General features: G+C 65.3%; 22 protein-coding genes. 17 read left to right on the forward strand and 5 right to left on the reverse strand.

Features of this window, described 5'->3' with window-relative positions:
• Window positions 1-18: 18 nt before the first annotated feature.
• The gene (locus tag IEY14_RS11215) at window positions 19-537 is read right to left on the reverse strand and encodes an Lrp/AsnC family transcriptional regulator (protein ID WP_188909225.1); all 519 of its coding nucleotides are present in this window, start codon (window positions 535-537) and stop codon (window positions 19-21) included.
• Window positions 538-620: 83 nt separating this feature from the next.
• On the opposite strand from IEY14_RS11215, the gene ehuR reads away from it, so the two are divergent.
• The 15 genes from ehuR to IEY14_RS11290 all read left to right on the forward strand — a co-directional run bounded on the left by ehuR (window position 621) and on the right by IEY14_RS11290 (window position 15,552).
• Window positions 621-2,003: a MocR-like ectoine utilization transcription factor EhuR gene (gene ehuR, locus IEY14_RS11220; protein ID WP_188908450.1), complete on the forward strand. Its 1,383-nt coding sequence runs from the start codon at window positions 621-623 to the stop codon at window positions 2,001-2,003.
• Between the two features lie 122 nt (window positions 2,004-2,125).
• The gene (gene ehuA / locus IEY14_RS11225) at window positions 2,126-2,911 is read left to right on the forward strand and encodes an ectoine/hydroxyectoine ABC transporter ATP-binding protein EhuA (RefSeq protein ID WP_280515039.1); all 786 of its coding nucleotides are present in this window, start codon (window positions 2,126-2,128) and stop codon (window positions 2,909-2,911) included.
• Between the two features lie 34 nt (window positions 2,912-2,945).
• A complete protein-coding gene (gene ehuB, locus IEY14_RS11230) occupies window positions 2,946-3,791 on the forward strand; it encodes an ectoine/hydroxyectoine ABC transporter substrate-binding protein EhuB (RefSeq protein WP_188908452.1) in 846 nt (281 codons plus the stop codon).
• A gap of 58 nt (window positions 3,792-3,849) precedes the next feature.
• A complete protein-coding gene (gene ehuC / locus IEY14_RS11235) occupies window positions 3,850-4,509 on the forward strand; it encodes an ectoine/hydroxyectoine ABC transporter permease subunit EhuC (protein ID WP_188908454.1) in 660 nt (219 codons plus the stop codon).
• Window positions 4,509-5,204, forward strand: a complete 696-nt coding sequence (gene ehuD, locus IEY14_RS11240) for an ectoine/hydroxyectoine ABC transporter permease subunit EhuD (protein WP_188908455.1) — start codon at window positions 4,509-4,511, stop codon at window positions 5,202-5,204. The genes ehuC and ehuD overlap by 1 nt, the downstream gene beginning before the upstream one ends.
• Window positions 5,201-5,974: an ectoine utilization protein EutA gene (gene eutA, locus IEY14_RS11245; RefSeq protein WP_188908457.1), complete on the forward strand. Its 774-nt coding sequence runs from the start codon at window positions 5,201-5,203 to the stop codon at window positions 5,972-5,974. Before ehuD ends, eutA begins: the two co-directional genes overlap by 4 nt.
• A gap of 4 nt (window positions 5,975-5,978) precedes the next feature.
• Window positions 5,979-6,959 carry a hydroxyectoine utilization dehydratase EutB gene (gene eutB / locus IEY14_RS11250; RefSeq protein ID WP_188908459.1) on the forward strand — a complete coding sequence of 327 codons (981 nt, stop codon included), beginning with the start codon at window positions 5,979-5,981 and terminating at the stop codon, window positions 6,957-6,959.
• Window positions 6,959-7,951: an ectoine utilization protein EutC gene (eutC, locus tag IEY14_RS11255; RefSeq protein ID WP_188908461.1), complete on the forward strand. Its 993-nt coding sequence runs from the start codon at window positions 6,959-6,961 to the stop codon at window positions 7,949-7,951. Before eutB ends, eutC begins: the two co-directional genes overlap by 1 nt.
• Window positions 7,952-7,973: 22 nt before the next feature.
• Complete coding sequence (doeA, locus tag IEY14_RS11260; RefSeq protein ID WP_188908463.1) at window positions 7,974-9,155, forward strand: ectoine hydrolase DoeA; 1,182 nt, start codon at window positions 7,974-7,976, stop codon at window positions 9,153-9,155.
• Window positions 9,156-9,162: 7 nt separating this feature from the next.
• Window positions 9,163-10,161 carry a N(2)-acetyl-L-2,4-diaminobutanoate deacetylase DoeB gene (doeB, locus tag IEY14_RS11265; RefSeq protein WP_188909228.1) on the forward strand — a complete coding sequence of 333 codons (999 nt, stop codon included), beginning with the start codon at window positions 9,163-9,165 and terminating at the stop codon, window positions 10,159-10,161.
• Between the two features lie 54 nt (window positions 10,162-10,215).
• On the forward strand, window positions 10,216-11,082 hold the full coding sequence (locus IEY14_RS11270) for a DMT family transporter (RefSeq protein WP_188908465.1): 867 nt from the start codon (window positions 10,216-10,218) through the stop codon (window positions 11,080-11,082).
• Window positions 11,083-11,411: 329 nt separating this feature from the next.
• Window positions 11,412-13,493 carry a catalase gene (locus tag IEY14_RS11275; RefSeq protein ID WP_188908467.1) on the forward strand — a complete coding sequence of 694 codons (2,082 nt, stop codon included), beginning with the start codon at window positions 11,412-11,414 and terminating at the stop codon, window positions 13,491-13,493.
• 884 nt (window positions 13,494-14,377) lie between these two features.
• Complete coding sequence (locus IEY14_RS11280; protein WP_210318365.1) at window positions 14,378-14,563, forward strand: hypothetical protein; 186 nt, start codon at window positions 14,378-14,380, stop codon at window positions 14,561-14,563.
• On the forward strand, window positions 14,563-14,952 hold the full coding sequence (locus IEY14_RS11285; RefSeq protein ID WP_188908469.1) for a type II toxin-antitoxin system VapC family toxin: 390 nt from the start codon (window positions 14,563-14,565) through the stop codon (window positions 14,950-14,952). The genes IEY14_RS11280 and IEY14_RS11285 overlap by 1 nt, the downstream gene beginning before the upstream one ends.
• 159 nt (window positions 14,953-15,111) lie before the next feature.
• Window positions 15,112-15,552, forward strand: coding sequence for a hypothetical protein (locus IEY14_RS11290; RefSeq protein ID WP_188908471.1), 441 nt, complete (start codon window positions 15,112-15,114; stop codon window positions 15,550-15,552).
• A 504-nt stretch (window positions 15,553-16,056) separates the two neighbouring features.
• Here IEY14_RS11290 and IEY14_RS11295 read toward each other — a convergent pair.
• Window positions 16,057-17,232 (reverse strand): MFS transporter, encoded by a 1,176-nt coding sequence (locus tag IEY14_RS11295; protein ID WP_188908474.1) that lies wholly within the window; start codon window positions 17,230-17,232, stop codon window positions 16,057-16,059.
• A gap of 115 nt (window positions 17,233-17,347) precedes the next feature.
• Between IEY14_RS11295 and pdxR the strand changes: the two genes are divergently transcribed.
• Entirely contained in the window at window positions 17,348-18,856 is a 1,509-nt protein-coding gene (gene pdxR / locus IEY14_RS11300) for a MocR-like pyridoxine biosynthesis transcription factor PdxR (protein ID WP_188908475.1), read from the forward strand.
• Between the two features lie 145 nt (window positions 18,857-19,001).
• On the opposite strand, the gene IEY14_RS11305 is transcribed toward pdxR, so the two are convergent.
• From IEY14_RS11305 to IEY14_RS11315, 3 genes are read right to left on the reverse strand one after another with little or no spacing between them, the layout of a single operon-like run.
• On the reverse strand, window positions 19,002-19,598 hold the full coding sequence (locus IEY14_RS11305) for a glutathione S-transferase family protein (protein WP_373288967.1): 597 nt from the start codon (window positions 19,596-19,598) through the stop codon (window positions 19,002-19,004).
• Between the two features lie 50 nt (window positions 19,599-19,648).
• Window positions 19,649-24,109, reverse strand: coding sequence for a WD40 repeat domain-containing serine/threonine protein kinase (locus tag IEY14_RS11310; RefSeq protein WP_188908479.1), 4,461 nt, complete (start codon window positions 24,107-24,109; stop codon window positions 19,649-19,651).
• Between the two features lie 10 nt (window positions 24,110-24,119).
• The gene (locus IEY14_RS11315) at window positions 24,120-24,530 is read right to left on the reverse strand and encodes a hypothetical protein (RefSeq protein ID WP_188908481.1); all 411 of its coding nucleotides are present in this window, start codon (window positions 24,528-24,530) and stop codon (window positions 24,120-24,122) included.
• A gap of 181 nt (window positions 24,531-24,711) precedes the next feature.
• Between IEY14_RS11315 and IEY14_RS11320 the strand changes: the two genes are divergently transcribed.
• A complete protein-coding gene (locus tag IEY14_RS11320; RefSeq protein WP_188908482.1) occupies window positions 24,712-25,596 on the forward strand; it encodes an adenylate/guanylate cyclase domain-containing protein in 885 nt (294 codons plus the stop codon).
• The last annotated feature ends 133 nt before the right edge of the window (window positions 25,597-25,729 follow it).

Below are 25,729 nucleotides of genomic sequence, written 5' to 3' on the forward strand. Positions count from 1 at the left end.
CAGAGACGGGCCCTCTTTTTACGCCACCGGCGAAGGAGGATTCCTCTCGTCCGATGTCCGGCCGACAGCGAAGAGGTCCGCTGGCGGATCGATGCCGTCCTTTACGACCTTGGTCACGACGTAGGTGAAGTAGCGCTGGATACCGATCTCGCGTTCCAGCCATCCGTCGACCAACCGCTGATAGGCTTCGACGTCCCGCGCCACGACCTTCAGCACGTAATCGACTCCGCCTCCTGTCGACCAGCATGACACGACCTCAGGTTCCGTCCGCATCGCGCGTTCGAATCGGTCGAAATCCGCCTGCCGATGGCCGCCGAGCGTGACCTCCACGATCACCGTGGTGATCGGAGCCACCAGCCGCCAGTCGATCCGGGCGTGGTAGCCCGCGACAATTCCCGCTTTTTCCAGCCGCTTCAGCCGCATCCAGCATGGGGTCGCGGACAGGCCGACGCGTTCGGCGAGCGCTGTCTTGGCAATCCGGCCTTCGCGCTGGATCTCGGCCAGGATTTTGACGTCGATTGCATCAAGCTGGTGCATGGCTGCCCGAAAAAAATTTGTTGCGGACGCCAACAATGCGACGTCCTCTTGTCGAATGTCATGATTTCAGGAAACGTGCATTCATGACAATGTGGTTCATCGATCAGACTGCCCTGAAGCGTCCCGTCTACCTGTCGCTGGCCGACCAGATCAATCGGGCTATCTCCGACGGTCGGCTGGCGGATGGAACGCGCCTGCCGCCGCATCGGGTTCTTGCCGACAGCCTGAACGTATCGGTCCAGACCGTGAGTCGCGCCTATGAGGAACTCATCCGGCGCGGTCTCCTGTCCGGCGAGACGGGGCGTGGAACCTTTGTCCGGCGCGAGGAGCCGGTCGGCCAACTTCCCTATATTCCCGAGCGGTTCGGCGAGGTTATCGACCTGTCGATCCTGAAGCCGGTGTGCGAGACGATGCATCTCGACCGGATGAAGTTGGCGCTTGCCGATCTCTCGAGCGACCTGCCGCCGAGCGTCGCCCTGTCGTTCCGGCCGAACGTGATCTTTCCCCGACACAGAGCGGTCGCGTCGGACTGGCTGCGGCTGTGCGGGCTAGACGTCTCGCCACAAAACGTCTGTCTAACGAACGGTGCCACGGCGGGCATGACGATCGCGCTTATGAGTGTGGTGCAGACCGGCGCCGTAGTGGCGACCGAGGCGATCGGGCATCATACGCTGACGCCGCTGGCCGCCTATCTCGGGCTGAAGCTCGCCGCGGTCGAGATCGACGACGACGGGATCGTGCCGGACGCCCTCGACGCGTTGTGCCGCACCGAGGGGGTGCGGGCGGTGTTCGTCCAGCCCTCGGGGATCAATCCGACCGCGGCGGTTATGAGCGTGGGACGGCGCGAGGCGATCGCAGCGGTGGCCCAAGCGCACGACCTCGCGATCATCGAAAACGACGGGCTCGGCCCCCTGGTGGAGGATCGTCCTCCGCCGCTCGCCGCGTTCGCACCGGAGCGAACGCTCTACGTGACTAGCTTCACGAAGATCGTGATGCCTGGCCTGCGCACCGGCTATCTTGCCGTGCCCGACCGGATGTTAGCCGCAGTGACCAACCGCCACCTTGTGACCAACTGGATCGCGACGCCGCTGATCGCCGAGATCGCAACGCGTTGGGTGGCAGACGGCACCGCGATCGAACTCGTGCGCTGGCAGCGTGGCGCATTGCGCCGGCGCCAGGCGGTAGCCGCCGAGATGCTGGTGGGCATCCCCTATCGATCCCACGCGCAAGCCCTGCATGCCTGGATCCCGCTGGAGAGCCGAGCGGCGGAGGATCTGCTCGTCGCACAAGCGCGCCTAAGGGGTGTTGCCATTGCGCCTGGCAGATCGTTCCAGACGGGAGCGACGGAGCAGCCTGCGGTGCGTATCTCGTTGGGATCGACGACCGAAGAGGAGTTGCGTTCGGGACTTCGGATCATGAGCAATCTGATCCGTAGCGATCCAGAGCCGCTTCTGCTTGCCATCTAGGCACGGCATGCTGCGGTAATCGTCAATGCACGCATAATTGTCATGAGATTATTTTCTAAATTGACATGATTTAGGTTGAGCATCATCGTCGGTGCATCGAACGGAACCCAGAAGGGGACGCCGTGATCGCTCCGATCATCCGAATCCAGGACGTATCCAAACGCTTCGGCGAGCTGACGGTGCTCGACAAGCTCTCGTTCGACGTCGCGCCTGGCGAGAAGCTGGCCTTGATCGGCCCGTCCGGTTCGGGCAAGACGACGATCCTGCGCCTCCTGATGACGCTGGAGACGCCGACGGACGGCCTCGTGCTGGTCGATGGTGAACCGCTGTTCCACAAGCGCCAGGGCGATGCGCTGGTGCCGGCGGATGAGCGACATCTCCATAGGATGCGCGAGAAGATCGGCATGGTCTTCCAGCACTTCAATCTCTTTCCGCACAAGTCCGTCTGCGAGAACGTCTGCCTCGCTCCGGTCCTGACGCAAGGCGTGAAGCCGGCGGACGCCAAACGTCGCGCGATGGAGCTCCTCGACATGGTGGGCCTGTCGGCCAAGGTCGATGCGATGCCTGCCCAGCTTTCCGGCGGCCAGAAGCAGCGGGTGGCGATCGCTCGTGCGTTGGCTCTCAGCCCAAAGATCATGCTGTTCGACGAAGTCACATCGGCGCTCGACCCGGAGCTGGTCGAGGAGGTGCTGAACGTCATGCACATGCTCGCCCGCGAGACGGACATGACAATGCTTCTCGTTACCCACGAGATGGGTTTCGCCCATGACTTCGCCGACCGCGTCCTCTTCTTTGATCGCGGCCGGATTGTCGAGGAGGGGGCGCCCGAGGAGATATTCAAGAACCCCCGGCAGGAGCGTACCCAGACCTTTCTTCGAAAGGTCGTCGCGGCCGGGCATCGCCTCTGACACCAGTTCCATTTCAGCCAAGAGGAAGTTCATCATGCGCCTGCATCGCCTCGCCCGCCCCTTGTTTCTTTGCGCATCGCTGAGCCTCGGCCTTGGCACCGCCTCCGCTCTCTCTGCAGATCTCGACGCACTGAAGGAACAAGGTTTCGCCCGCATAGCGATTGCCAACGAACCGCCCTTCACGGCGGTGAAGCCGGACGGCACCGTGTCGGGTGCCGCCCCGGACGTCGCGCGGGCCGTCTTCAAGCGCCTCGGTATCGCGGACGTTGTTGCCTCCATCTCCGAATACGGCGCGATGATCCCTGGCCTTCAGGCCCGTCGCTTCGACGCGGTGACCGCTGGCCTTTTCATGAAGCCCGAACGCTGCAATGCCGTCGCTTATTCCGAACCGGTCCTATGCGACGCCGAAGCCTTCGCCCTGAAGAAGGGCAACCCGCTCGGTCTCAAAAGCTACAAAGACATCGCGGACAATCCGAACGCCAAGATCGGCGCGCCGGGTGGCGGCACGGAGGAGCGCCTCGCGCTGGAGGCGGGCGTGCCACGTGACCGCGTCATCGTCGTGCCCGACACGCAGAGCGGCATGACCATGCTTCAACAGGGCCGCATCGACGTCTATTCGCTGCCCGTCCTCTCGATCAACGCGGCAGTCAAGACGGCGGAAAATCCAGAGATCGAGGTCGTGGCACCCGTTCAGGGCGCGCCTGTCTATTGCGACGGGGCTGCCTTCCGCAAGCAGGACACGGCGCTGCGCGACGCTTTCGATAAGGAACTGGCCGCGATCAAGGCGTCGGGTGAGTTCGCCAAGATCATCGAGCCCTATGGCTTCTCGGCCGCCGCGGCAATGTCCACGACGCGCGAGAAGCTCTGCGCCGCGAAGTGATCTGACGAACGGACAGACGGCGGGGCAAGTGCCCGCCGTCCCCGGTGGCAAGGCGATCATGGACATCTGGCTCGGCTATCTCAGGCTCATCCTCGATGGTGCCCTAATCACGGTGCAGCTCACCATCTACGGCTGCGCCTTCGCTCTGGTCATGGCGTTCCTCGCTGGGCTCGGACGGACCTCCACCATCGCCCCGGTTAAGTGGATGTCTGTCGCCTACATCGAATTCTTCCGCGGCACTTCGATCTTCGTCCAGCTCTTCTGGGCCTATTACGTGCTGCCGCTGATGGGGTTGGAACTCTCACCGATGCAGGCGGGTGTCCTGGCGCTGGGGCTCAATGTCGGTGCCTATGGTGCGGAAGTCGTACGTAGCGCAGTCCAGGCGATCGGTCGCGAGCAACGCGAGGCGTGCGTCGCCCTCAATCTCACTCGCACCCAGTCGCTGCGCCACGTCATCCTGCCCCAGGCGGTCGTCGTGATGCTGCCGACGTTCGGCAACAACGCAATCGAGCTCCTCAAGGCGACGGCGATCGTCTCCCTCGTCTCGCTCGCTGACATGACCTTCCAGGCCCAGGTCGTGCGCTCGCAGACTGGCTCGACAGCCTTTCCGTTCCTGACGATCCTGGTTCTCTACTTCATGATGTCCGGCGTCATCACGCTTCTCGTGCGCGCCCTGGAGCGGCGCATGTCCCGCGGTTTCGAGGGGACGCGCGCCTGATGGAATGGGATTGGGATTTTGTCTGGCAGATCCTGCCGCAACTCCTCGACGGCGCGAGGATCACGGTACTCGCGACGCTCCTCGGCTTCGCCTTCGCCGCCGTGTTCGGTCTCGCGCTCGCCGTCCTGCGACGTTCGCGGAACAGACTTCTTTCTTGGTCAACAGCCTCCTTCGCTGAGTTCGTGCGCGGCACGCCGCTTCTCGTGCAGCTCTACTTCCTGTTCTATATCCTGCCTGATCTGGGGATCACCCTGTCGCCGTTGACGGCCGGCGTGATCGGCCTCGGCATCCACTACGGCACCTACACGGCCGAGGTCTATCGCGCCGGCATCGACAACGTGCCGCGCGGGCAGTGGGAAGCGGCTAGGGCCTGCAATCTCACCGCGGTTCAGGCTTGGCGGCACATCGTCCTGCCGCAGGCGATTAAGCCCATGGTGCCGGCGCTCGCCAACTACTTCATCGCCATGTTCAAGGAAACGCCGCTTCTGTCGGCGATCACCGTTCTGGAACTCATGAACCAGGCGCGCTCCATCGCCAACTACAACTATCGATACATCGAGCCGATCACGATGGTAGGCGCGTTCTTTCTCTTAATCAGCCTTGCGTCGGTGGTGCTGATCCGTCTGATGCAGCGCCACTGGGGCCGGCTCGGCCGGCTCGGGTCTGTCCGGCGCGAAACCGTGATGCCCTCATGAACCCACACATCCTGTCCCTGCCGCTCGCCTTCGACGCGCGGGCGATCGAGAAGCGCGTCGGCCTAATCCTCTTGGCGACCGACCATTCGACAGAAGCAGATTTCGCCCGTCTCGTTGCCGGGCCGCGGATCGGCCTGTTCGCGACGCGCGTCGAATATGCCAACCCGGTGACACCCGAGAACTTGCGTCGCATGGAGCCTCGCCTCGGTGCGGCGGCTGCGTTGCTCCTGCCAGACGAATCTCTGGATGCAATCTGTTTTTCCTGCACCTCCGCCTCCGTCGCCATCGGCGATGCGGCGGTGGAGGCGGCGATCACGGCCGCCAAGCCTGAAGTGCCTATCATCACGCCGCCGGACGCGGCTGCCCGCGCTCTCACGCAGTTCGGAGCGCGGCGCATCAGCCTCCTGACGCCCTACACAGTCGAGACCACGGCTGGCATGGCTAACTACTTCGAAGCCCGGGGTTTCGATCTCGCCTCCGTCACCTGCCTCGGGCTCGAGGACGACCGAGAGATGGCCCGCATTGCCCCAGCGTCGCTGGTCGAGGCGGCGGTCGCGGCGACAGATCGTCAGGCCGAGGCGCTCTTCGTTTCCTGCACCGCCCTGCGCTCCGCCATGATCGCTTCGAACGTCGAGGCGCGTATCGGCCGGCCCGTTGTCACCAGCAATCAAGCCACCGCGTGGGCTTGCCTCGGCCTATGCGGTGTCGCTCCTGCGCTGAGGTTGAACGCCGGGCGTCTGTTCGACCTGCCCTTCGGTCAGGCGGCCTAATCCGATGCCCGTCGTGCCTCTTGCCGACATCCAGCGTGCGGCCGAGCGGATCCGCTCGTCGGTGGTGCGCACCCCGCTCGAAGCCTCGGCGAGCCTGTCGCGCCTCGTGAGCGTCCCGGTCCATCTCAAGATGGAGCATCGGCAGCGCACTGGCGCCTTCAAGCTGCGCGGAGCGGCCAACGCCGTCCTCTCGCTTCCGCCCGGCACCCGGGGCGTCGTCGCTGCCTCCACCGGGAACCACGGCCGGGCGCTGGCCCATGCCGCGCGAGAGGCCGGGCTTGCCTGCACCATTTGCTTGTCGCACCTCGTGCCCGCCAACAAGGTGGCGGCCGTGGAGGCGCTCGGGGCGAGAGTTCATGTCCACGGCGCCAGCCAGGACGATGCGCAGCGCGAGGCCGACCGTCTGGAACGCGACGAGGGTCTGGTCGCCGTTCCGCCTTTCGACCACGCGGCAATCGTCGCTGGGCAGGGAACGATCGGCCTCGAGATCGTCGAGGACCTGCCGGACGTCACCGCCGTTCTCGTTCCCCTCTCCGGCGGTGGGCTGATCGCCGGAGTCGCCGCCGCAGTGAAGGCCCTCGCGCCCGATGTCCGCATCGTGGGTGTCTCGATGGAACGCGGCGCCGCCATGGCTGCGAGCCTTCGGGCCGGCCATCCGGTCGAGGTCGCAGAGCTGACGACGCTGGCCGACTCCCTTGGCGGCGGCATCGGCCTTGCCAACCGCTGGACCTTCGACGCCGTGCGCGAGCTGGTGGACGAGGTGGTTCTCCTGACCGAGGCAGAGATCTCCGCTGGCGTCCGCTACATCTATCAGGAAGAGCACGAGGTCGTGGAGGGGGCGGCGGCCGTCGGCGTCTCCGCGCTCCTGTCCGGCCGCTTCCGGCCACGTGGGGCGACGGTCGCGCTTCTGTCGGGCCGCAATATCGATCCGGCTCTTCATCTTCGCATCCTGAACGGCGCGGACGCTTTGGAGGTAGGCGCCTGATGCCAACGATCCGCATCCTCACCGAGACCGACCTGCGCGCGCTCGTGCCGCTCGATCTCGCGGCCATTTCCTGCGTCGAGGAGGCCTTCGCCGCGCTGGCGACAAAGCCAGTCATCATGCCCCCGATCCTGCGGCTCGACATTCCCGAGCATCGCGGCGAGGTCGACGTGAAGACGGCCTACGTGCCGGGACTGTCTGGCTTCGCCATCAAGATCAGCCCCGGCTTCTTCGACAACCCAAAGCTCGGGCTCCCAAGCCTTAACGGCATGATGGTGCTGTTCTCGGCCACTACGGGTCTCGTCAATGCACTGCTCCTCGACAACGGTTACCTCACCGACGTGCGCACCGCGGCCGCCGGTGCCGTGGCGACCCGTCACCTCGCCCGTGAGGAGGCGGGCGTCGCCGCGATCCTCGGTGCGGGAACGCAGGCCCGGCTTCAACTTAAGGCGTTGACCCTCGTTCGTCCTATCCGCGAGGCACGCATCTGGGCCCGCGACCGCGCAAGGGCGGAGCATTCAGCAGCCGAACTGTCCGCCGAACTCGGCATCGCTGTCACGGCTATGTCCGATGGGCGCGCCGCGGTGCGAGAGGCCGATATCGTCGTCACCACCACGCCTGCCGAAAGCCCGATCCTGTTCGCCGACTGGATCGCGCCCGGAACGCATGTCACCGCTATTGGCTCAGATGCCGAGCACAAGAACGAGATCGATCCGGCACTGGTCGCCCGCGCCGCACCTTACGTCGCCGATCGCCTGTCGCAGACGCGTCGGCTCGGCGAACTGCACCACGCCATCGCGGGCGGCATGGTCGATCCGTCCCGAGACTTCGCCGAACTCGGCGCCGTCATCGCCGGCCTAGCGCCCGGTCGTATTTTGGCGGATGCGATCACCCTCTGCGACCTCACCGGAACCGGCGTCCAAGACACTGCCGTCGCGACGCTGGCCGCAGCCCGCGCAGAGCGGAACGGCGCCGGCGCCCCCTTCACCACCTGATCCATCACTTGGGAGACACGAAATGAGTGGACCCGCTCTCAACTTCACGCGCGAGGAATATGCCGCCCGCCTCGCCAAGACCCGGCAGGCCATGCAGGCGAAGGGCATCGAACTTCTGTTCGTTTCCGATCCATCCAACATGGCCTGGCTGACTGGCTACGACGGCTGGAGCTTCTACGTTCACCAGGGCGTGCTTGTCGGCCCGGACGGCGAGCCGGTCTGGTGGGGCCGCGCGATGGACGGCCACGGCGCGCGTCGCACCGCCTATCTCAGCCACGACAACATCGTCGGCTATCCCGACCACTTCGTGCAGTCCACCGAGCGCCATCCGATGGACCACCTGTCTCGAACCATCGAGGAGCGGGGCTGGGATAAGCTCGCGATCGGCGTCGAGATGGACAACTATTGGTTCTCGGCGGCAGCCTTCGCCTCGCTCCAACGACACCTGCCGAACGCTCGGTTCCAAGACGCCACTGCACTAGTTAATTGGCAGCGCTCGATCAAGAGCCCAACCGAGCTCGGCTACATGCGCATCGCCGGGCAGATCGTGACGAAGATGCACGAGCGGATCTTCGAGAAGATCGAGCCGGGCATGCGCAAGTGCGACCTCGTCGCCGAGATCTACGATGCGGGCATCCGGGGCACTGGCGAGCATGGCGGCGACTATCCCGCCATCGTGCCGATGCTTCCCTCGGGCGCCGACGCGGTCGCTCCGCACCTGACCTGGGACGATCGGCCGATGAAGGCGGGCGAAGGCACTTTCTTCGAGATCGCTGGTGCCCACAAGCGCTACCATTGCCCGCTGTCGCGCACCGTCTTCCTCGGCCAGCCGACGCAGGCATTCCTCGACGCCGAGAAGGCGACGCTGGAGGGCATGGAGGCCGGCCTCGAAGCCGCAAGGCCTGGCAACACGTGCGAGGATATCGCGCTAGCGTACTTTGCCGTCCTTAAGCAGCACGGCATCGTCAAGGACAGCCGCACCGGCTACCCGATCGGCCTTTCCTATCCGCCGGACTGGGGCGAGCGCACCATGAGCCTGCGTCCCGGCGACAAGACCGAGCTGAAGCCCGGGATGACCTTCCACTTCATGACCGCGCTCTGGGCTGAAAACATGGGACTGGAAATCACCGAGACTCTGGCAATCACCGACACGGGCTACGAGCTTCTGGCCGACGTGCCACGCAAGCTCCTTGTGAAGGGCTGACGGCATGATGGCGACCCTCAGGCAATCGCCGATCGCGGCGACGATCGCCTTCGACGAGGACGGCGTCCGGCACGGTTTCCTACGCCTGCCCTATAGCCGAGACGATTCGGCCTGGGGCTCGGTCATGATCCCGATTACGGTTGCCAAAAATGGGGAAGGGCCGACCGCGCTCCTAACCGGCGGCAACCACGGGGACGAGTACGAGGGACCGATCGCGCTGTTCGACCTCGCGCGCTCGCTGAAAACGGAGGACGTTTCGGGCCGCGTCATCATCATTCCGGCCATGAACTACCCCGCCTTCCGCGCCGGCACGCGCACCTCGCCCATCGACAAGGGCAACCTCAACCGCGCCTTTCCCGGCAGCCCGGACGGCACGGTCACGCAGAAGATTGCCGACTATTTTCAGCGCACGCTGCTGCCGATGGCCGACATCGTGCTCGACTTCCATTCGGGCGGACGCACGCTCGATTTCGTGCCCTTCGCCGCCGCTCACATCCTGTCGGACAAGAACCAGGAGGCGGCGAGCTTCGCAGCGGTCGCAGCCTTCGGCGCACCTTTCTCCATGCGCATGCTCGAGATCGACGCAATCGGCATGTACGACACCGCCGCGGAGGAGATGGGTAAGGTCTTCATGACCACCGAGCTCGGCGGCGGCGGCACTGCGACGGCGCTGACCGCCGGTATTGCCAAGCGCGGCGTCGCTAACGTACTGCGACACGCGGGCATCCTCCACGGTACGGTGGAGGCAGCGGAGACGCGATGGCTCAACATGCCGTCGGGGGAGTGCTTCACCTTCGCCGAGGACGAGGGCCTGATCGAGCCGCTCGTGGATCTCGGCCAGCCGTTGCGCCGCGGCGACGTGCTAGCGCGTGTCCATCCCGTTAGCCACACGGGCGCGGAACCGATCGTCTTCCAGACAAAGCTCGACGGCATCCTCGCTGCCCGCCATTTTCCGGGCCTCGTGAAGGCGGGCGACTGCATCGCCGTTGTCGGCGTGACTGAATAGTCGAGGTTGACGATGCCTGGCCCTGGTTCGGATAGGTCGGCGAGTGGGCTTGCCTTGTCCCGGTACGATCTCCTGGCGCGCGTCGCGCCAGGAATTTTCCTCGTGTTCTGGGCGTCGGGCTTCGGGGTCGCCAAGATCGGCTTGAGGTATGCCGAGCCGTTGACGTTCCTCAGCTTGCGGTTTGGCCTCATCGTCGCATTGCTCGTGCCAGTCTTCTTGGTTCTGCGCCCTTTGGTTCCGTCGAGCCGGGCCGGCTGGGGACGCCTCGCCATCGTCGGCTTTCTGATCCAGTCGGTTTACTTCGGGCTTGCCTACCTTGGCATGAGCCTCGGCGTCTCCGCCGGCACGGCCGCGGTGATCGCCTCGCTCCAGCCGCTTCTCGTTGCGATCGCAGCGCCGCTCGTCTCGAATGAGCGGATCGGTCGGGGCCGCTGGGCAGGGTTCGCGCTTGGCGCGGTGGGCGCCCTTCTGGTGGTTACGGCTGGCGAAGGCTTCCAGGCCTCCTTCGACGCGGGCGTCTGGCTCTGCGTCGGCTCGGCCATCGGCATGGCCGCGGCAACGCTCTACCAGAAGCGGTTCCCTGTTGCCGCTCATCCGGTGACAGTCAACCTCGTCCAATACGTCGTCGGCTTCGCCACCGTCGCGCCACTGGCGCTCTGGCTCGAAACAGGGTCGATCGACTGGACGGCGGAACTCGCGTTTGCATTGGGATGGTTGATCGTGGCCAACTCGATCATCGCCGTCTCGCTCCTGATCTTCATGGTCGGGCGCAGCGAGGCCGCTCGCGTCTCGGCGCTATTCTTTCTCGTGCCGCCCGTCGCCGCCCTATTCGGTTGGTTGCTTCTCGACGAAGTCATCGGCGTCCAGTCTTGGTTTGGTATTGGCATGGCGCTTGTCGGCGTGCGTCTCGTTTCACGCTGACGAAGCTGCGCTGGCGTCTTCGCTGAGTCTTCAAGAGCATCGCACTCTTTGGCGCAGGCTGGTGTGGGATTACCAAATGAAGTTTGCGGTGCAGCAGGACGTTGGAGATGTCTGTTTTTGAGCGTCCGACCGGTCCTGCTAGCGGTCTTTCATGGGTCGGTCCCTGTCGTTCACGCCTACTGTGGCTTGCGAGCAAGGGGCGAAGTCACCGAGATCAGCTCGCCGCATGACGTTTCGCGATATCTCGACGCGCTGTCGGGTTTACGGTTGCCCGGCCAACATCCCGATCCAGATTGGAACCGTTCGAAGACTTCAGAACGGGAACGACGATGACAGACATTTCCGCGCCGGACCGCGGCCATGGTGGCGAGACCCATCAAGTTGCGGATGCCGATCATCCCGTGCTGACCACCAATCACGGAACACCGGTCAGCGACAACCAGAACCAGCTCAAGGCCGGCGCGCGGGGCCCCGTGCTTCTGGAGGACGAGGTCTATCGCGAGAAGATCAACCATTTCGACCACGAGCGCATCCCGGAACGCATCGTGCATGCGCGCGGCTCGGCGGCGCACGGCTATTTCGAATGTACCGATAGTCTCGCCGACATCACCCGCGCCGACCTCTTCCAGAAGAAGGGGCAGCGGACCGACGTCTTCGTCCGCTTCTCGACGGTCGCTGGCGGGGCGGGCTCGGTAGATACGCCGCGCGACGTGCGCGGCTTCGCCGTCAAATTCTATACCCGCGAGGGTAACTGGGACCTCGTCGGCAACAATATCCCGATCTTCTTCATTCAGGACGCGATCAAGTTCCCAGACCTGATCCATGCCGCCAAGATGGAAGCTGACCGGGGTTATCCGCAGGCGGCCACCGCCCACGACACCTTCTGGGACTTCATCTCCCTGATGCCGGAATCGACCCACATGGCCCTGTGGATCATGTCGGATCGCACTCTGCCGCGCACCTTCGCCAATATGGAGGGCTTCGGCATCCACACGTTCCGGCTCATCAACCTGGAAGGAAAGTCGACCTTCGTCAAATTTCACTGGAAGCCGAAGGCGGGCCTTGCTTCGACGATCTGGGACGAGACCGTCAAGGTCGCCGGCGCCGATCCGGATTTCCAGCGGCGCGACCTCTTCGAGCGCATCGGGCGCGGCGACTACCCGGAATGGGAACTCGGCGTCCAGCTTTTCGACCAGGCCTTCGCCGACAGCCAGCCCTATGACGTGCTCGACGCCACCAAGATCATTCCGGAGGAGGTGCTGCCGGTGCGCATCGTCGGCCGGATGGTCCTCGACCGCTATCCCGACAACTATTTTGCCGAGACTGAGCAGGCCGCCTTCGTGCCGAGCCATGTCGTGCCCGGCATCGGTTTCTCCAACGATCCGCTGCTCCAAGGGCGGTTGTTCAGCTATACCGACACGCAGCTTTCGCGCCTCGGCACGGTGAACTTCCACCAGATCCCGATCAATCAGGCCAAGGGCCGCCCGGGTGGCTGCCCCTTCATGAACCAGCAGCGCGACGGGCATATGCAGATGCAGGTGCCGAAGGGCCGAGCCAATTACGAGCCGAACAGTCTTGCCAAGGTCGGCGAGCCGGCGGGCGCGCGCGAGGACCCCGAGAACGGCTATCGCACCTATCCCTCGCAGGAGGAGGGCGAGAAGCTGCGCATCCGTCCCGAGAGCTTTGCCGATCACTATAGCCAAGCGCGGCTGTTCTGGCGGTCGATGGATCCGGCCGAGCAGGCCCATATCGCGTCCGCCTTCGTGTTCGAACTGTCGAAAGTCTCGATCGAGCATATCCGCGTGGCGATGATGGCGAACCTGCGCAATGTCGATGAGGACCTCGCCCGCCGTGTCGCCGAGGGTCTTGCCATGGACTTGCCGGGGGCCTCACCCACGAAGGCGCCGATCATCGAGATGGCGCCGTCCCCAGCGCTGCGCATCGTGCGCGGACCGCTGGAGAAGCACACGCTGGAGGGCCGCACGGTCGGCATCCTTTTTGCCGACGGCTCGGATGCCAAGGAGTTGAAGGCGCTGAAGGATGCGGTGAAGGCGGCGGGCGGCCATCCCATCACCATCGCGCCGAAGGTTGGCGCCGTGCCGCTCTCGGACGGCAGCCGCGTCAAGGCCGACGCGCAGCTCTTCGGCCAGCCTTCGGCGACCGTCGACGCCTGCGCTGTGGTGCTGAGCGAGGATGCCTGCGCCAAGCTTTTAAAGGAGGGCGCCGCCGTGCAGTGGGTGATGGACGCCTTCGGTCATCTGAAGGCGATCGGCCACAACGCCGCCGCCAAGCCGCTTCTCGACAAGGCGGGCGTGGAGGCCGACGAGGGCGTGACCGATCTGGCTGGCTTCGTCGAGGCCGCCAAGAAGCGCTACTGGGACCGCGAGGCGAAGGTGCGCACGCTCGCCTGACATCCGTATAGCGATGGCCGCCTTTTCAGGCGGCCATCATGCCGATGTCGAACACGATTGCCGATACGTCACAGCGACCCGGTCAAGCACGCCGTTACCGCGGATCGTTCCACGCTCGTCATCGATCCAGAGACGATCAGGACGTCCCCAAGAAGGGCCCTCGTTTCCAGGCTGGCGGAGGCGACATCTTTGTTCGGATGCTTCATACGGACCATCTATGCTTTCTCCGCTTCGAAGTCCTACCTCTGGCGAAAGGCCTGCAAAACTGACTCCTAATCGGAGTGGGCCCCTCCCCCGTACAGAAAGCTTGCATAAGATCTGACAACGTACAGCTTAACGCGCCGAACTTAGTCGCTCCGTTCGTGCTCGGCCTGATGCTCGCTTAATTGAGCGAGAGTAGTCCCAACCTCACGCGTGTGACCGTGGCGACCGATCGTCTTCGGCATGCGCGAGCGCGACTTCGTTCAGGTAAGCACACCGATGCCGACATGAGACGGCGGCGTGCTGCGAACTTCCGCCGTCAGCAGTACAGCTTCCTCCGCAGGGCCCGCAAAATGCAAAAGCCCCTTCCCGACAAATTACAAGGAAATTGACTCAAAGCTTTACATCGCAACGTTTCGCGGGGTTTTGGATATGTTCAAGATCGTTCCTTTGAGACCATTCATGCGAGCGTTGTGGCGTCAGGCATTGACGAACATCCTCGCGCCCGCCTGATGGCCATTCACTTGGTTCACCGCTAGAACTTTGGCAATAACACATTTCTTTATATTGACCGCAATGATCGCAGGACAGGCTGATGATACGAGTCAACGTTTTGCCGAATGGCCGTCTAGTTCTTCCAATCGCTTCGTAAATCACTCGGTGTCGAGAAGGGCGGTCAGATCATGGCCGAAGTGGTCGATGGCGAGGTGAGGCTGAGCACGCCTGACGCGACGCTCGATCGCGCACGAGCATTGTTCCGCAAATATGTCCCCGCCGGATCTTCGGTCGTCGATGAAGTCATCGCCGATCGTCGGGCGGAAGACGCCGAGGACGGATCGGCTGGCGAAAGCGACCGGGGGGAGCCCTGATGGCCGGTTGCGTCATCGACACCTCCGCCGTCTTCGCTGATCTCAACGAAGAGGCCGGAGCAGCCGAAGCTCGGCGCTGGTTGCGGGATGCCGCTATCTCGGCCGTCAATTTTCAGGAGATCGTATCCAAGGCCATCGAGCGAGGCGTGCCGCCCGAAGAGGTTCCTCCTCTAATGGACGCCCTCCGGCTCGATGTCAGGCGACTCGATCGCGAACTTGCGCTGTCGGCGGGAGCGATGTGCGCCGCAACGCGGCGGCTCGGACTGAGCCATGGCGACCGAGCCTGTCTGGCACTGGCTAAGGCACTTGCGCTACCCGCCGTAACCGCCGATCGTGCCTGGAATGAGATCGCCGAAGAGATTGGGATGAAGGTCGTTCTGATCCGTTAAGGACTTCTGCGGTTCGGCTGGCCATCGACCGGTTCACCCCGTCGCCGCGACCGAACACTATGCTGCGAGCGATTTCACGCCGAAGAACTGTTTCCGGGTGCGACGATTACTGCGCGCTGCTGGCCAGGGCAGTCAGCCGGAGAAAAGGGCGAGGCACGGATGCCGATCAAGCCTGAGCTGCGCGGCTTCTACCCGCTGGATTGGGCCGAACTGTCGCATTCGATCCGCTTCCGCCGCGCCAAGGGCCGCTGCGAGCATTGCGGGCGACCGCATGGCCGGGTGGTCTGCGCGCTGTCCGACGGGCGCTGGTTCGACGAGGAGCTCGGCCGCTGGCGCGACGGCAAGGGTCGGGTCCTACGCACCAACCTCCCCGCCCCGTCCGATCTCGCGCCGGGCTTCGGCGAGGTCTGGACCAAGGTCGCGATCGCCTGCGCTCATCTGAACCACGACGTGGCGGACAATGCCGGGCACAACCTCGCGGCGCTCTGCCAGCGCTGCCATCTGATCCACGACCGGCCCGAGCACCTGCGCCGCCGCCGCGTCACTTATCTCCTGCGCCGCGCCCTCGGCGATCTCTTCAACGGACCTTATCGACGTTGATCCCCTTTGCGCGACGCCCCTTCTGAAACGGTGGAGTCCGGCCCTCAAACCTCAAAGACATGTCGCTTGCCTTTCAAAGGCCACTCCCGCGAATTCGGAAAGACTACGTTGCTGGATGCCGCACTCCGGCTTGATGGGCTCTGGATCGCGAAGAGAAGACGATCGCCAGCATCTTCGCGTTCGAAGCCCCTCTGCCATGGATCGACTGGCATGCCGCCTAGCTGAGTTCCCACCGATCGTGGTCAACGCTGTAGCGGACCGGATCGAAAGCTTTCGTCCCGTTTGACAGTTGAGGACAGCTGACGGCCTTTATCAACAATCCGTACGAGCCCTTTTAGATGTCTGGCACGGGCCGATAGCGGTCCGTCCGCTATCGAGACGGAAGGCCGAAAAGCGGACCTTCCGTTGTCGCCCCATTGTTGTCATCCGAAGGATGCTCCACCATGCCCCTAAAACGGACACTTCAAGCTCTCGGAGCCAAGGAGAAAGTACGGGGGTGAAGTGTCACCGAGCGAGTTGCACCGCCCCCGCCTTGGTGCCGGTATTGAAAAGGAGGACGCCGAGTTCAATTAGCGCTGCGACCAGCAGGAGTGTGAGCAGTGCTGAAGGACCGAACTGCACCAGCACCCAACCGCCGAGCACCGGGAAGCCGAAAAGACCGACGAAATAAGAGAGGACGAACCATGTCAGGGCGGCATGGCGGTCCTGTTGCCGGGTTTCGTTCACCGCCCAGGTCTGGATGACGGGGTAGACCAAACCGTAGCCGATGCCGGCCAGCGCTGCCGAAAGGATTTGAAACCCCGGATGCAGCCGGACGCCGAACATTGCGAGCACGCCGAGGCTCAGGATCAACAGGAGGCCGACGGCGAACGGGCGCTGCGGCAGGGTCGCGAGGCGCCGTGCGAAGGCCAGTCGCATACCGACGACGGTCACGGCATAGACGGCGAAGTAGGTTCCGGGCACGCATCCCGTGCCTTCGACCAGCGAGCCCTGAAAGCTCATGAGGCCCGAGAAGACGCAGGCGCCGAGCCCCACCATAGCGATCGGGCGGATGGAAGCCGTCTTCGCGATCCGCCCGATCGACCGCACCCAGGTTCTCGACCGAAGCCGACGGTCCGGCAGAGGCTCGCCCAGCTTGAAGAGGAAGAGGAGCACGGCCGAAAGGGCGGCGCAGGCCGCGACGGCGGCGAAGACGGCCCGGAGACTCCATCCGGCCGAGGAGGAGAGGAGGCCCACGACGACCGGCCCCCCGCCGATCCCCGCCATCTGAAAGGCGCCGAAGCGGGTGAACCAGGCGCCGCGCTCCGCGTCGCTCACCCGCTCGGACAAGGCCATCGGCGCTCCGATATAGAACATGCCCCAGCCAAGGCCAATCAGACCCGCGGCCAGACGCGGCCATGGTGATGCGATGTCGTGCGCCAAGCCGAGGATCGCGAAACCGCAGGCGATCGCCCCACCTGCAAGCGCGGCCATGGCGGCGGCATCGAGGCGCCCGGACAGCCAGCCGACGAGCGGCACGCCGACGAACGTTCCGAGCATCGCCGCGCCGAAAGCAAGCCCGGTGTCGATGTCGCTCCCCCCGATCGCATGGAAGTAGGCGGAGAAGAGAAACGTGGCGCCATAGCCCGCGGCCGCGAGGATCGTGCCGCCGAAGAGAGGGACAGCAGAGGTCGAACGCATAAGATGAAGGCCTTTCCTCTTGCGAAGTGGCCCACTTTTATGACCTGTTCTGAGCTTTTAGGAGAGCCACTTGCCGCGCCTCTCTCGAGCCACTCGCACCTTCGAGGCCCCCGCGATGAAGCGCCGCGAAAGCCCCGCCGCGTCCTTTCGGCCGGCGATCGACCGCACCTTGACGATATCGGCGACGCGTCAGCTCTACCTTGCCCTGCGCGATGCCATCATGACCGGGACGCTTCGGCCGGGGCATCGACTCCCTTCGACGCGCCTCGCCATGCGCGAATGGGGCCTGTCGCGCGGGCTCGTCGCCGAGGCCTATGAGTTGTTGATGGCCGAAGGCTATGCCGAAGCCCGGCACGGCTCCGGGACCTATGTGGCGGCCGACTTGCCGGAGGCGCTGCCAGGCGCGCCGTCGATTGCGAGGAAAGCCGCGGCAAGTCCGCCGCGCCGCTTCGCGCCGCAGGCCGAACGCCTGCTGCGATCGCCCGGTCCGCCGGAGCGCCGAACCCTGCCGTTTGCTGCCGGGCGCGTCCTTCACGACAAGCGCACGGCCAACCTTCTGCGGCGGATCGCGGCCCGTCACCTCGACTTCGGCTCCGACGGCTACGGCGATCCGCAAGGGCTTCCCAGTCTCAGACAGGGCATCGCCGACTATCTGGCGGCCTCGCGCGGGGTGCGCTGCACCGCGGCCCAGATCTTCGTCACGGCCGGGACGCAGCAGGCCCTCGACCTCGCCTGCCGCGTCCTGATCGCGCCGGGCGACGCGGTCCTGATCGAGGACCCCTGCTATCCCCCGGCACGTGCTGTCTTCACGCTGAATGGCGCCCGGTTGATCGGCCTGCCCGTCGATCAGCACGGCCTGCGGATCGACAGCTTCGATAAGGCGGCGGAGCGACCCGCCGCCGTCTACGTCACGCCCTCCCATCAGTACCCGCTCGGAGCGACGCTCTCCCTGCAGCGCCGCCTCCAGCTTCTCCAGCTCGCGCGAGAGACGGGCTGCTGGATCATCGAGGACGACTACGACAGCGAGTTCCGCTACGAGGGCGCCGCCATCGCGTCGTTGCAGGGCCTCGACGGTGATGGCCGCGTTCTCTATGCGGGTACGTTCAGTAAGGCGCTCCTGCCGAGCATCCGGCTAGGCTACCTCGTCGTTCCCTCGGACCTCGCGCCGGCTTTTCGAGCCGTACGCCCGGCTCTCGACGTCTTTCCTCCATCACTGCCACAGCGCATCGTGGCCGACTATCTTGGCGAAGGCCATTTCGCCGCCCATCTCAGACGGCTGCGGGAGAGCTTCCGTGCCTCGCGCGACGACTTGGTCGGGCGACTGAAGGACAGCCTCGCTGCCCACCTGATCGCCGATGCGCCGGAGCAGGGCATTTTCCTTACCGCGCGAAGCACGGGCACTTGGACGGACGACGTGCGATTGGCGAAGGCGGCCGAGGCAGCGGGCGTCGTCGTCGTGCCCGTCTCGCCGATGCATATCGCCGCCCCAGCGAAGGATCACCTGATCTTCGGCTTTTCCGGTCTGTCGCGGGACGAAGCGGAAGCGGGTATCGAACGCTTGGTTCAGGTGTTCGATCAACGTCCCGCCTCTGCAGCGCCGAGTGTTCGAACTCAGCGAATATGAGGTCCATCGAACGGCAGCTTTCCGCCTTCTTCATACCCAAAACGGACCGGCAGGAAACCCACCCACCCCGGCTGTTGAAGTCAGTTCTCGAACGGGCCGGAAGCTGAAGGTCCGCGTCTCGCTTATGGAAGCGAGACGCGGACCTTCAGGACACGATGCTTAGGAGGAGTAAGGGCGAAACCTGCGTCGAGCCTTGCGGAAACGTAAGAGCGACAAAACGAACTCGGCCTCGAGCTCTTTCCTTCTGCTTTCGAACCGCAATCTTCTGAGCGTCCAATTCGGCAGCGAACGCAGCGGCCGGACGCCCGGCGGAGCGATCAACCCAGGCGTCGACAACCGGGTCGCCGGTTTTGCCGAAGAACGCGTAGGGCGAATGGAGTAGAAGATCCGCCGCGGTGAAACGGTCGCCCATGAGATAGGGTCTATCGGCCAGCGCCATAGCAAGGCGGGCCTTGACTTCGGCAGTGCTGCGGAATGTGGAGCGCAGCACTGCATGATCCAACCCCGCAGCTTCGATCGCCATCGTCGGCTCGACCACGCCCGCGTACCAGGCGAACCAGCTCAGATACGCACCACATTGGGGATGGCCGTGCGGAATGCTCATCCCAGCTTCCGGGAAGAGGTCTGCGAGGTGCAGCATGATTGCGCTCGACTCCCAGACGAGGAGCCCGTTGTGGTCGAGCAGCGGCACCTTGCCCTCTGGGTGAGGATTGCGTGGATCGCGCTCCCCGGTGCCGTCCATGCGCTGCACACGCCCAGAGTCTGCCTGGCAGTCACTCTCTCCGCCGGTCCTCATTCTTTATTCGAACTACAGGACAGGATGTGGACGCCGCCGCCGAAATATTCGCGCTTGCGCTCCGTGTCGAAGACCGTTTCGCCAATGCGACAGGCCCGAACCGGACTCATGACGTCCCAGGTCCGCACCTTACCGTCCTCGCCCGCGGTCACCACGCGATCTTGCTGCCGTGCGACTCCGAGGCGCCAGCTCGTTCCCGCGTGGCCAGGGATCGGCGGCGAAAGCCGGCGCTGTGTCGCGACGTCCCAGAAATGCAGGCTTCCGCGACGGTCCACCACCGCGAGCGTCGCGTCGTCAGCCATGAAGCCGATGTCGACCGCGCCGCCGCTGTGACCGGCGAGACTCGCCTTCTGCTCTCCCGTCACAGGATCCCAGAGCGACACCACCTCGTCGCTGGATCCGACGGCGAGGAGCCGTCCATCCGCGCTCCAGGCGACGCTCCAGGCGATGTCATGCAGTACATCGAGATCTCGGATGAAGCGATTACCGGTGAGATCGAAAAGCCGGACCCGCCCGTCAATCGTGCTGATGGCGAGGCGCGTTCCGTCGGGCGACACGGCGCCGCGCGTCATCGCTACGTCCTCGCTCCGACCAAGTTCGGTCGTCGTGTTCGCCGCGATGTCGAGGACATCGATCCCGGCGTCGCCCGCCTCGATCAGACGTTTGCCGTCCGGCGTGAAGCCCAGCCACCAGACGGCGCCGGGCCGGCCCGGCCGGGACATCGCCAGCGTCCGACCCTGCAGGTCCCAGATCCGGACCTCGCCGCTCCTGTCGCCGGATGCGAGCGTGCGCCCATCCGGTGCAATCGCCACCGCCCAGACCTGTTGCCGGTGGCCGTCGAAAAGGCGCGGAACGGCCTCGTCCCGCCGCCACACGTACACCATGCCGGCCGCGTCGCCAGCCGCGACGAGCTGGCCGTCGCTGCTGATCGCGACACCCTTCGCGGGCGCTCGAGTGGAACGGTCCAACGTCATTGGGATCGGCGCCGATAGCGTCCAGAACCGCACCGTCTGGTCCCGTCCGAGGCTGGCGAGGAGCAAACCGTCGCCGCTGATCGCGAGGTGAATGATGCGGCCGATATGTCCGATGCCGGAGATCGACGTGGTGCTGCCGGCGATGAGATTCCAGACGTGGAGGCGGCCATCCTCACCGCCACCGATCAGATTCTCGCCGGTGCGGGTGAAGGCGATGCTGTGAATTAGAGTTCCTGGCTCGAAGGCACGTCTCAGGTAGCGCCCTTCTGGATAAGTGAATAGCGCCGCCGATCCGTCGCTGCTGGAACTCGCGAAGTATCGCGCGGTCGGTGAGAAGCGAATGTCCCAGATGTCGCTCGTGTGGACATCGCGGATCGTCGGCATCGAACGCTCCCGGCGCTCGATGCTCCAGCGGTCGATCGCACCGGTCGCCGTACCGACGACGATGCTGCGACCGTCGGGGCTGAAGGCGAGGCTTCGCGGGTCGTAACCACCCTTGACGAGAAGGGTCCCGTCGGCACCGCCGCGCGCGTTCCACAGGCGTACGGTCTGGTCCTCGCTCGCGGTCGCCAGCCAGTTGCCCGTCGGATCGAAGGCGACGCTCCATCCGACATCGCCGAGCTTGGCCGCAGCGGCGGCAGGTTCGATCGACCCGTTGTCGCGCAGGGCCCAGGTCCGGACCGCCGCGTCATTGCCGATCGTCGCGAGCAGGCGTCCGTCCGGGCTGAATTCGAGGTGCTCGATACCGCCCTCGTGAGCGGCATAGGACGTGCCGGCAAATTGCCGCGTGCCCGTGTCGATCATTCGCACGGTTCCGTCGCGGCCGCCGACGGCGAGCAGCCGGCCGTTCGGACTCATCGCGATCGACAGGGCGTCGCCGACCGAAACCGGGCTGCCGAGCGGCTGCGGCGTTTCGTCGGAAAGTTGCTGGCGTGCCGCGATCATCGCCACGCGCGCGTCAAAGCCGGGAGGGTCGTCACCGGCGCGCAGCACGGCCTCGCCAGCGAGAAAGAGCGCGAGCCGCGGGTCCTCGCGCGCGAGCCCGGCGCTGATCGCCCCGAGCGCGGTCGCAAAGCGCGCCTCGGACTGACGGGTGGCCGCCGCTGCCTTCTGTTCGTTCAGATGGGCCTCGCGGTAGCCGAGATAGGCGGCGACCGATGCGACGCAGGCGCCGGCCGTCAGGACGGAAAGCATGGCGACCGCAGCGATGCGGAGCCGCCGAAAACGGCTGAGCCGCTGCTGTTCGGCGGCCTCGGCTCCGAGCTTCTCCGTCAGCGACGCGTCGATGAAGGCGCGCGTCGTCGCGCTGCCCTGGTGCGGGTTGCGGCTCTGCCAGTCGCCGGCCGCCAGCAGCGACGTGCCGCGCAGAAGAAGGTCCGGGTCGCCGCCGGCCGCTTCCCACTCCTCCGCATGGCGAATGACGCGCTGGCGCATGCGCAGGTCGTCCCGCGCCTCGTCGATCCATTGCCGAAGCCGGGGCCAGGACCGCAGCAGCGCTTCGTGGGCAATCTGCACGGATCGCTCGTCGACGGTCAGAAGCCGCGCGTTCGTCATCTGCTCGATGACATTCGCGGTCGTTTCCGATCCGGCGCCGTCGACGAGTTCACCCCGGTCGACGATGCGCCTCGTGTCGCCCGCGCCCTCGCCCGGGGTAACGAGCTGGAGGAAGAGTTGGCGCGCGGCGTCCCGCTCGGAATCGTTGAAGCGGCTGTCATAGATCGCGCCCGCGGTCTGCGCGATGGCACCGGCAACGCCGCCAGCGGCCCGGTAGCCTTCGAGCGTCAGGGTCGCTCCCTTGCGGCGTGCCCAGGTTTCCACCAGCGCATGCGCGACGAGCGGCAACGAGCCGTCCTCCTGGCCCGCCTCCTCGACGATGGCGTCGACGAGGTTGCGCTCGAGATGCAGGTTGGCGCGCCGCGCCGGCTCGCCGATCGCACGGCGCAGCTCGGCCGAGTTCATCGGTCCGACGAGAACCTGGTTCTGGCTGATACATTCGGCGATCCATGGCATTCGCGCGCAGGCCGCGTAGAAGTCCGCCCGAACGGTCAGGACGATCCTGACGCGGCTGTCGGCCGGGTCGGTCATCGCCGACAGCGCCGCGACGAAGGCATCCCGCTGGCCGGGCGGGCTCAAGGTGAAGAGTTCCTCGAACTGATCGATGCAAAGCAGGAGGGGCGCTTCCGTGCCGGCGGGGTGCGCCAGCCGGCGGGCGAGACCCGGGCGCGCCGCGAAGGTCGCCGTATCGATCACGGGACTGGCGGGGCTCAGCGACTGCGCGAGCTGGAAATAGAGTTCCGCCATGGCATCTCGCCCCGGTGTCATCAGGGCGAAACGCCAGATCGCACTGTCCGGCAGCGCGCCGCTCCGCAGGGCCGGAAGCAGCCCGGCGCGGACGAGGGACGACTTGCCGCTGCCGGACGCGCCGCCGACCACGAGGACGTTCCGCATCCGCATTCGGCGGACCACATCCTCCACCAGCGCCTCGCGTCCGAAGAACCTGTCGCCGTCCTCCGGCTGGTAGGCGTTGAGACCCTTATAGGGGCAGTCGACGGCGGCGGCCGCGTTCGGTGCCGCGCCCCAGGTCGCGGTCCCGTCCGCAGCGGCAGCGGCGAGCACGTCGCTCGCTTCCGCACGCCAGGCCTCGACCGAGTCGAAGCGATCGGCCGGGTCGAGAGCGAGGCCGCGCCGCATGAACTCGTGCCAACGTTCGGGCAGGCGCGAAATGGCCTCGGCCATCCGCTCCGCCCGGACCGGCCGCGCTCCGGCGATCAGGCGGTACAGCACGGCGGTCGCCGAGTAGATGTCGGCGGCGGCCGTGACCGGCCGGTCCGGATCGAGCTGCTCGGGCGCCTGGTAGGCGGGCGTGCCGCCGACGAGCGTCGCGCCGGGATCGCCATATGCGAGATCCTTGGCGATCCCGAAATCGCCGACGAGAATGCGCGAGCGGCGGAACAGTTCGGCGGCGCCGGGAGCCGCCTGCGGCCCGTTTGCCGCAGTTTCGGACGGAGCGCCATAGGGAAATGTCGACTGGAGCAGGATGTTCGCCGGCTTGATGTCCCGGTGGACGATGCCGGCGCGATGCACGGCGCCGAGCCCCTCTGCCAGCGCGTCGACGAGAGGGCCGAGCGCATGCGCCGCCACGGTGGACGTGCCTTGCGCAGGAGAAGGCGGCTGCCTGCCGAGCCAGTCCTCCAGCGTGCCGCGATCGGCGAAGTCCATGACGAAATAGGCGCGGCCGTCGGCGAGATGCCCGACGTCGTGCACGGTCACGACGTGGTGCGAACGGATCCGCCTGAGAAGCCGCGCTTCCTTGACGAAGCGTTCCTGCATCGCCTCGCCGCCGCCGCCATCGAACGGGGCGAGCAGCTTCAGCGCGACCGCGCAGTCGAGTTCCTCATCCCAGGCGAGAACGACCACCGCGAAGCCGCCGCGCGCGATCTCGTGGCGAACCGCGTACCGCCCAACATAGGAGGGCAGCAGCACGGCAGCGGCGTCACTTCACGAGATCGGCGACCGAGCGGCACTCGAAAAGGGCCGGATCGATAATGTCGTGGTTGCGGTCACCGGCACTGACGCAGAGCGTCGTGGCATTCCGCCGCTCCTTCATCGAAGCGCCGCTCTGCGTGACGTAGACCGGATATTCGTCGGTCGGGTGCCAGACGCCACGCTTCACGCCGTAAAGGGTTTCGGCATTGTTGCTGACCTGCTTGACGTCGAAATTGTCGCCCCACCACACGTGAATGTGGTTCTTCGACATGTCGGGCTTGAAATTCGCCTCGAGCGTCAGCCTCAGTTCGCCGTCGGCCTTCTCGACGGACACGAAGTGAATTTGGCAACCGTCCACCGGGCAGGCGTTGACGGCAGGCTCGGCGGTGACGGACCCTGCCGAAGCCGCGAAGGCCACGACCGCTGCGGTCAAGATGCGGCAGTCTGACGATCCACTGATACGCTTCATCGGCCACTCCTCGAGTGTGATTCAGCTCGATGAAACTAGCTCAGAAACTGTCTTCGACGCAATGCTTGTCGACACGTAAACTTCGTTGCATGATCACGACTATTGCTTGAGAGAATCGGGACGGCAAGCAATGCGGCTCGCCATGTTCGAGGCGGCGGTCGATCGATCGTTGCTTCTGGCCGACATCAGCGGCAGCACGGCGCTTTACGACACCGTCGGCAACGAGGAAGGCGCGCGCCGGATCCACGCGTGCCTCGACGCCATGCGCGACGCGATCCTTGCGGCCGGCGGCCGTTTCGTCGGCGCGAAAGGTGACGATGTCCTGGCGAGCTTCGATGCAGCCGACGCCGCGCTCACCGCGGCGCGGTTCATCCTGGACGCCGTTCCCACAGGCGGTCTCGCTGTCCATGTCGGACTGCACTTCGGCTCCGTCGTGTCAGCCCGGAACGACATCTTCGGCGACGCCGTGAACGTCACCGCACGCCTCGCCGGCGCTGCCAATCCCGGCGAGGTGCTGATCAGCGAGGATTTCGTCGCCCAGCTCCTGCCGGAAGGGCGGGCTGCATTGCGCCCGCTGGCCCCGATGTCCCTTAAGGGCAAGCCACTCCCGATGGGGGTGTATTCCCTCGGTCAGGACACCAGGATCTTCGAGATGGCGGGGCGCGGCGCGGCCGGTCCGCCGGCGCCCCTGCCGGCGAGCATCGCTTTCCGCTTCGAGGATCGCGAAGTCCGTCTCATGGACGCGCAGAACGTCGCGATCGGCCGAGCGTCGGACAACGCCTTCGTGGTCGACAGGCCGTGGGTGTCGCGCCGACACGCGACGATCGCCGTCAGCGCCGGCCGCGTCCAGTTCACGGACCACAGCTCCTACGGCACTTGGCTGACGCTTGACGCCACTGCCGAATTCCTGGTCCGCCGGGAAACGGTCCTGCTCGTCGGCCGTGGCCGCTTCTCTCTCGGCATCACCGCAGCGGACGAGGACGCAGCGGTGATCGAGTTCGAGGTCGGAAGCTGAGGAATAGTTGTATTCGTGTTCCGGTCACACGCCCTTCACCTCGCTTCCCATAAGAGAGACAAACCCACTTCTGGAACGGAGAAGGATCGGAGCGAACAACCACAGTGATGAATGCTTCGAATGGAGTTGCTCT

Origin of the sequence: Aureimonas endophytica, from assembly GCF_014642635.1 — a bacterium.
GTDB classification, from domain to species: domain Bacteria; phylum Pseudomonadota; class Alphaproteobacteria; order Rhizobiales; family Rhizobiaceae; genus Plantimonas; species Plantimonas endophytica.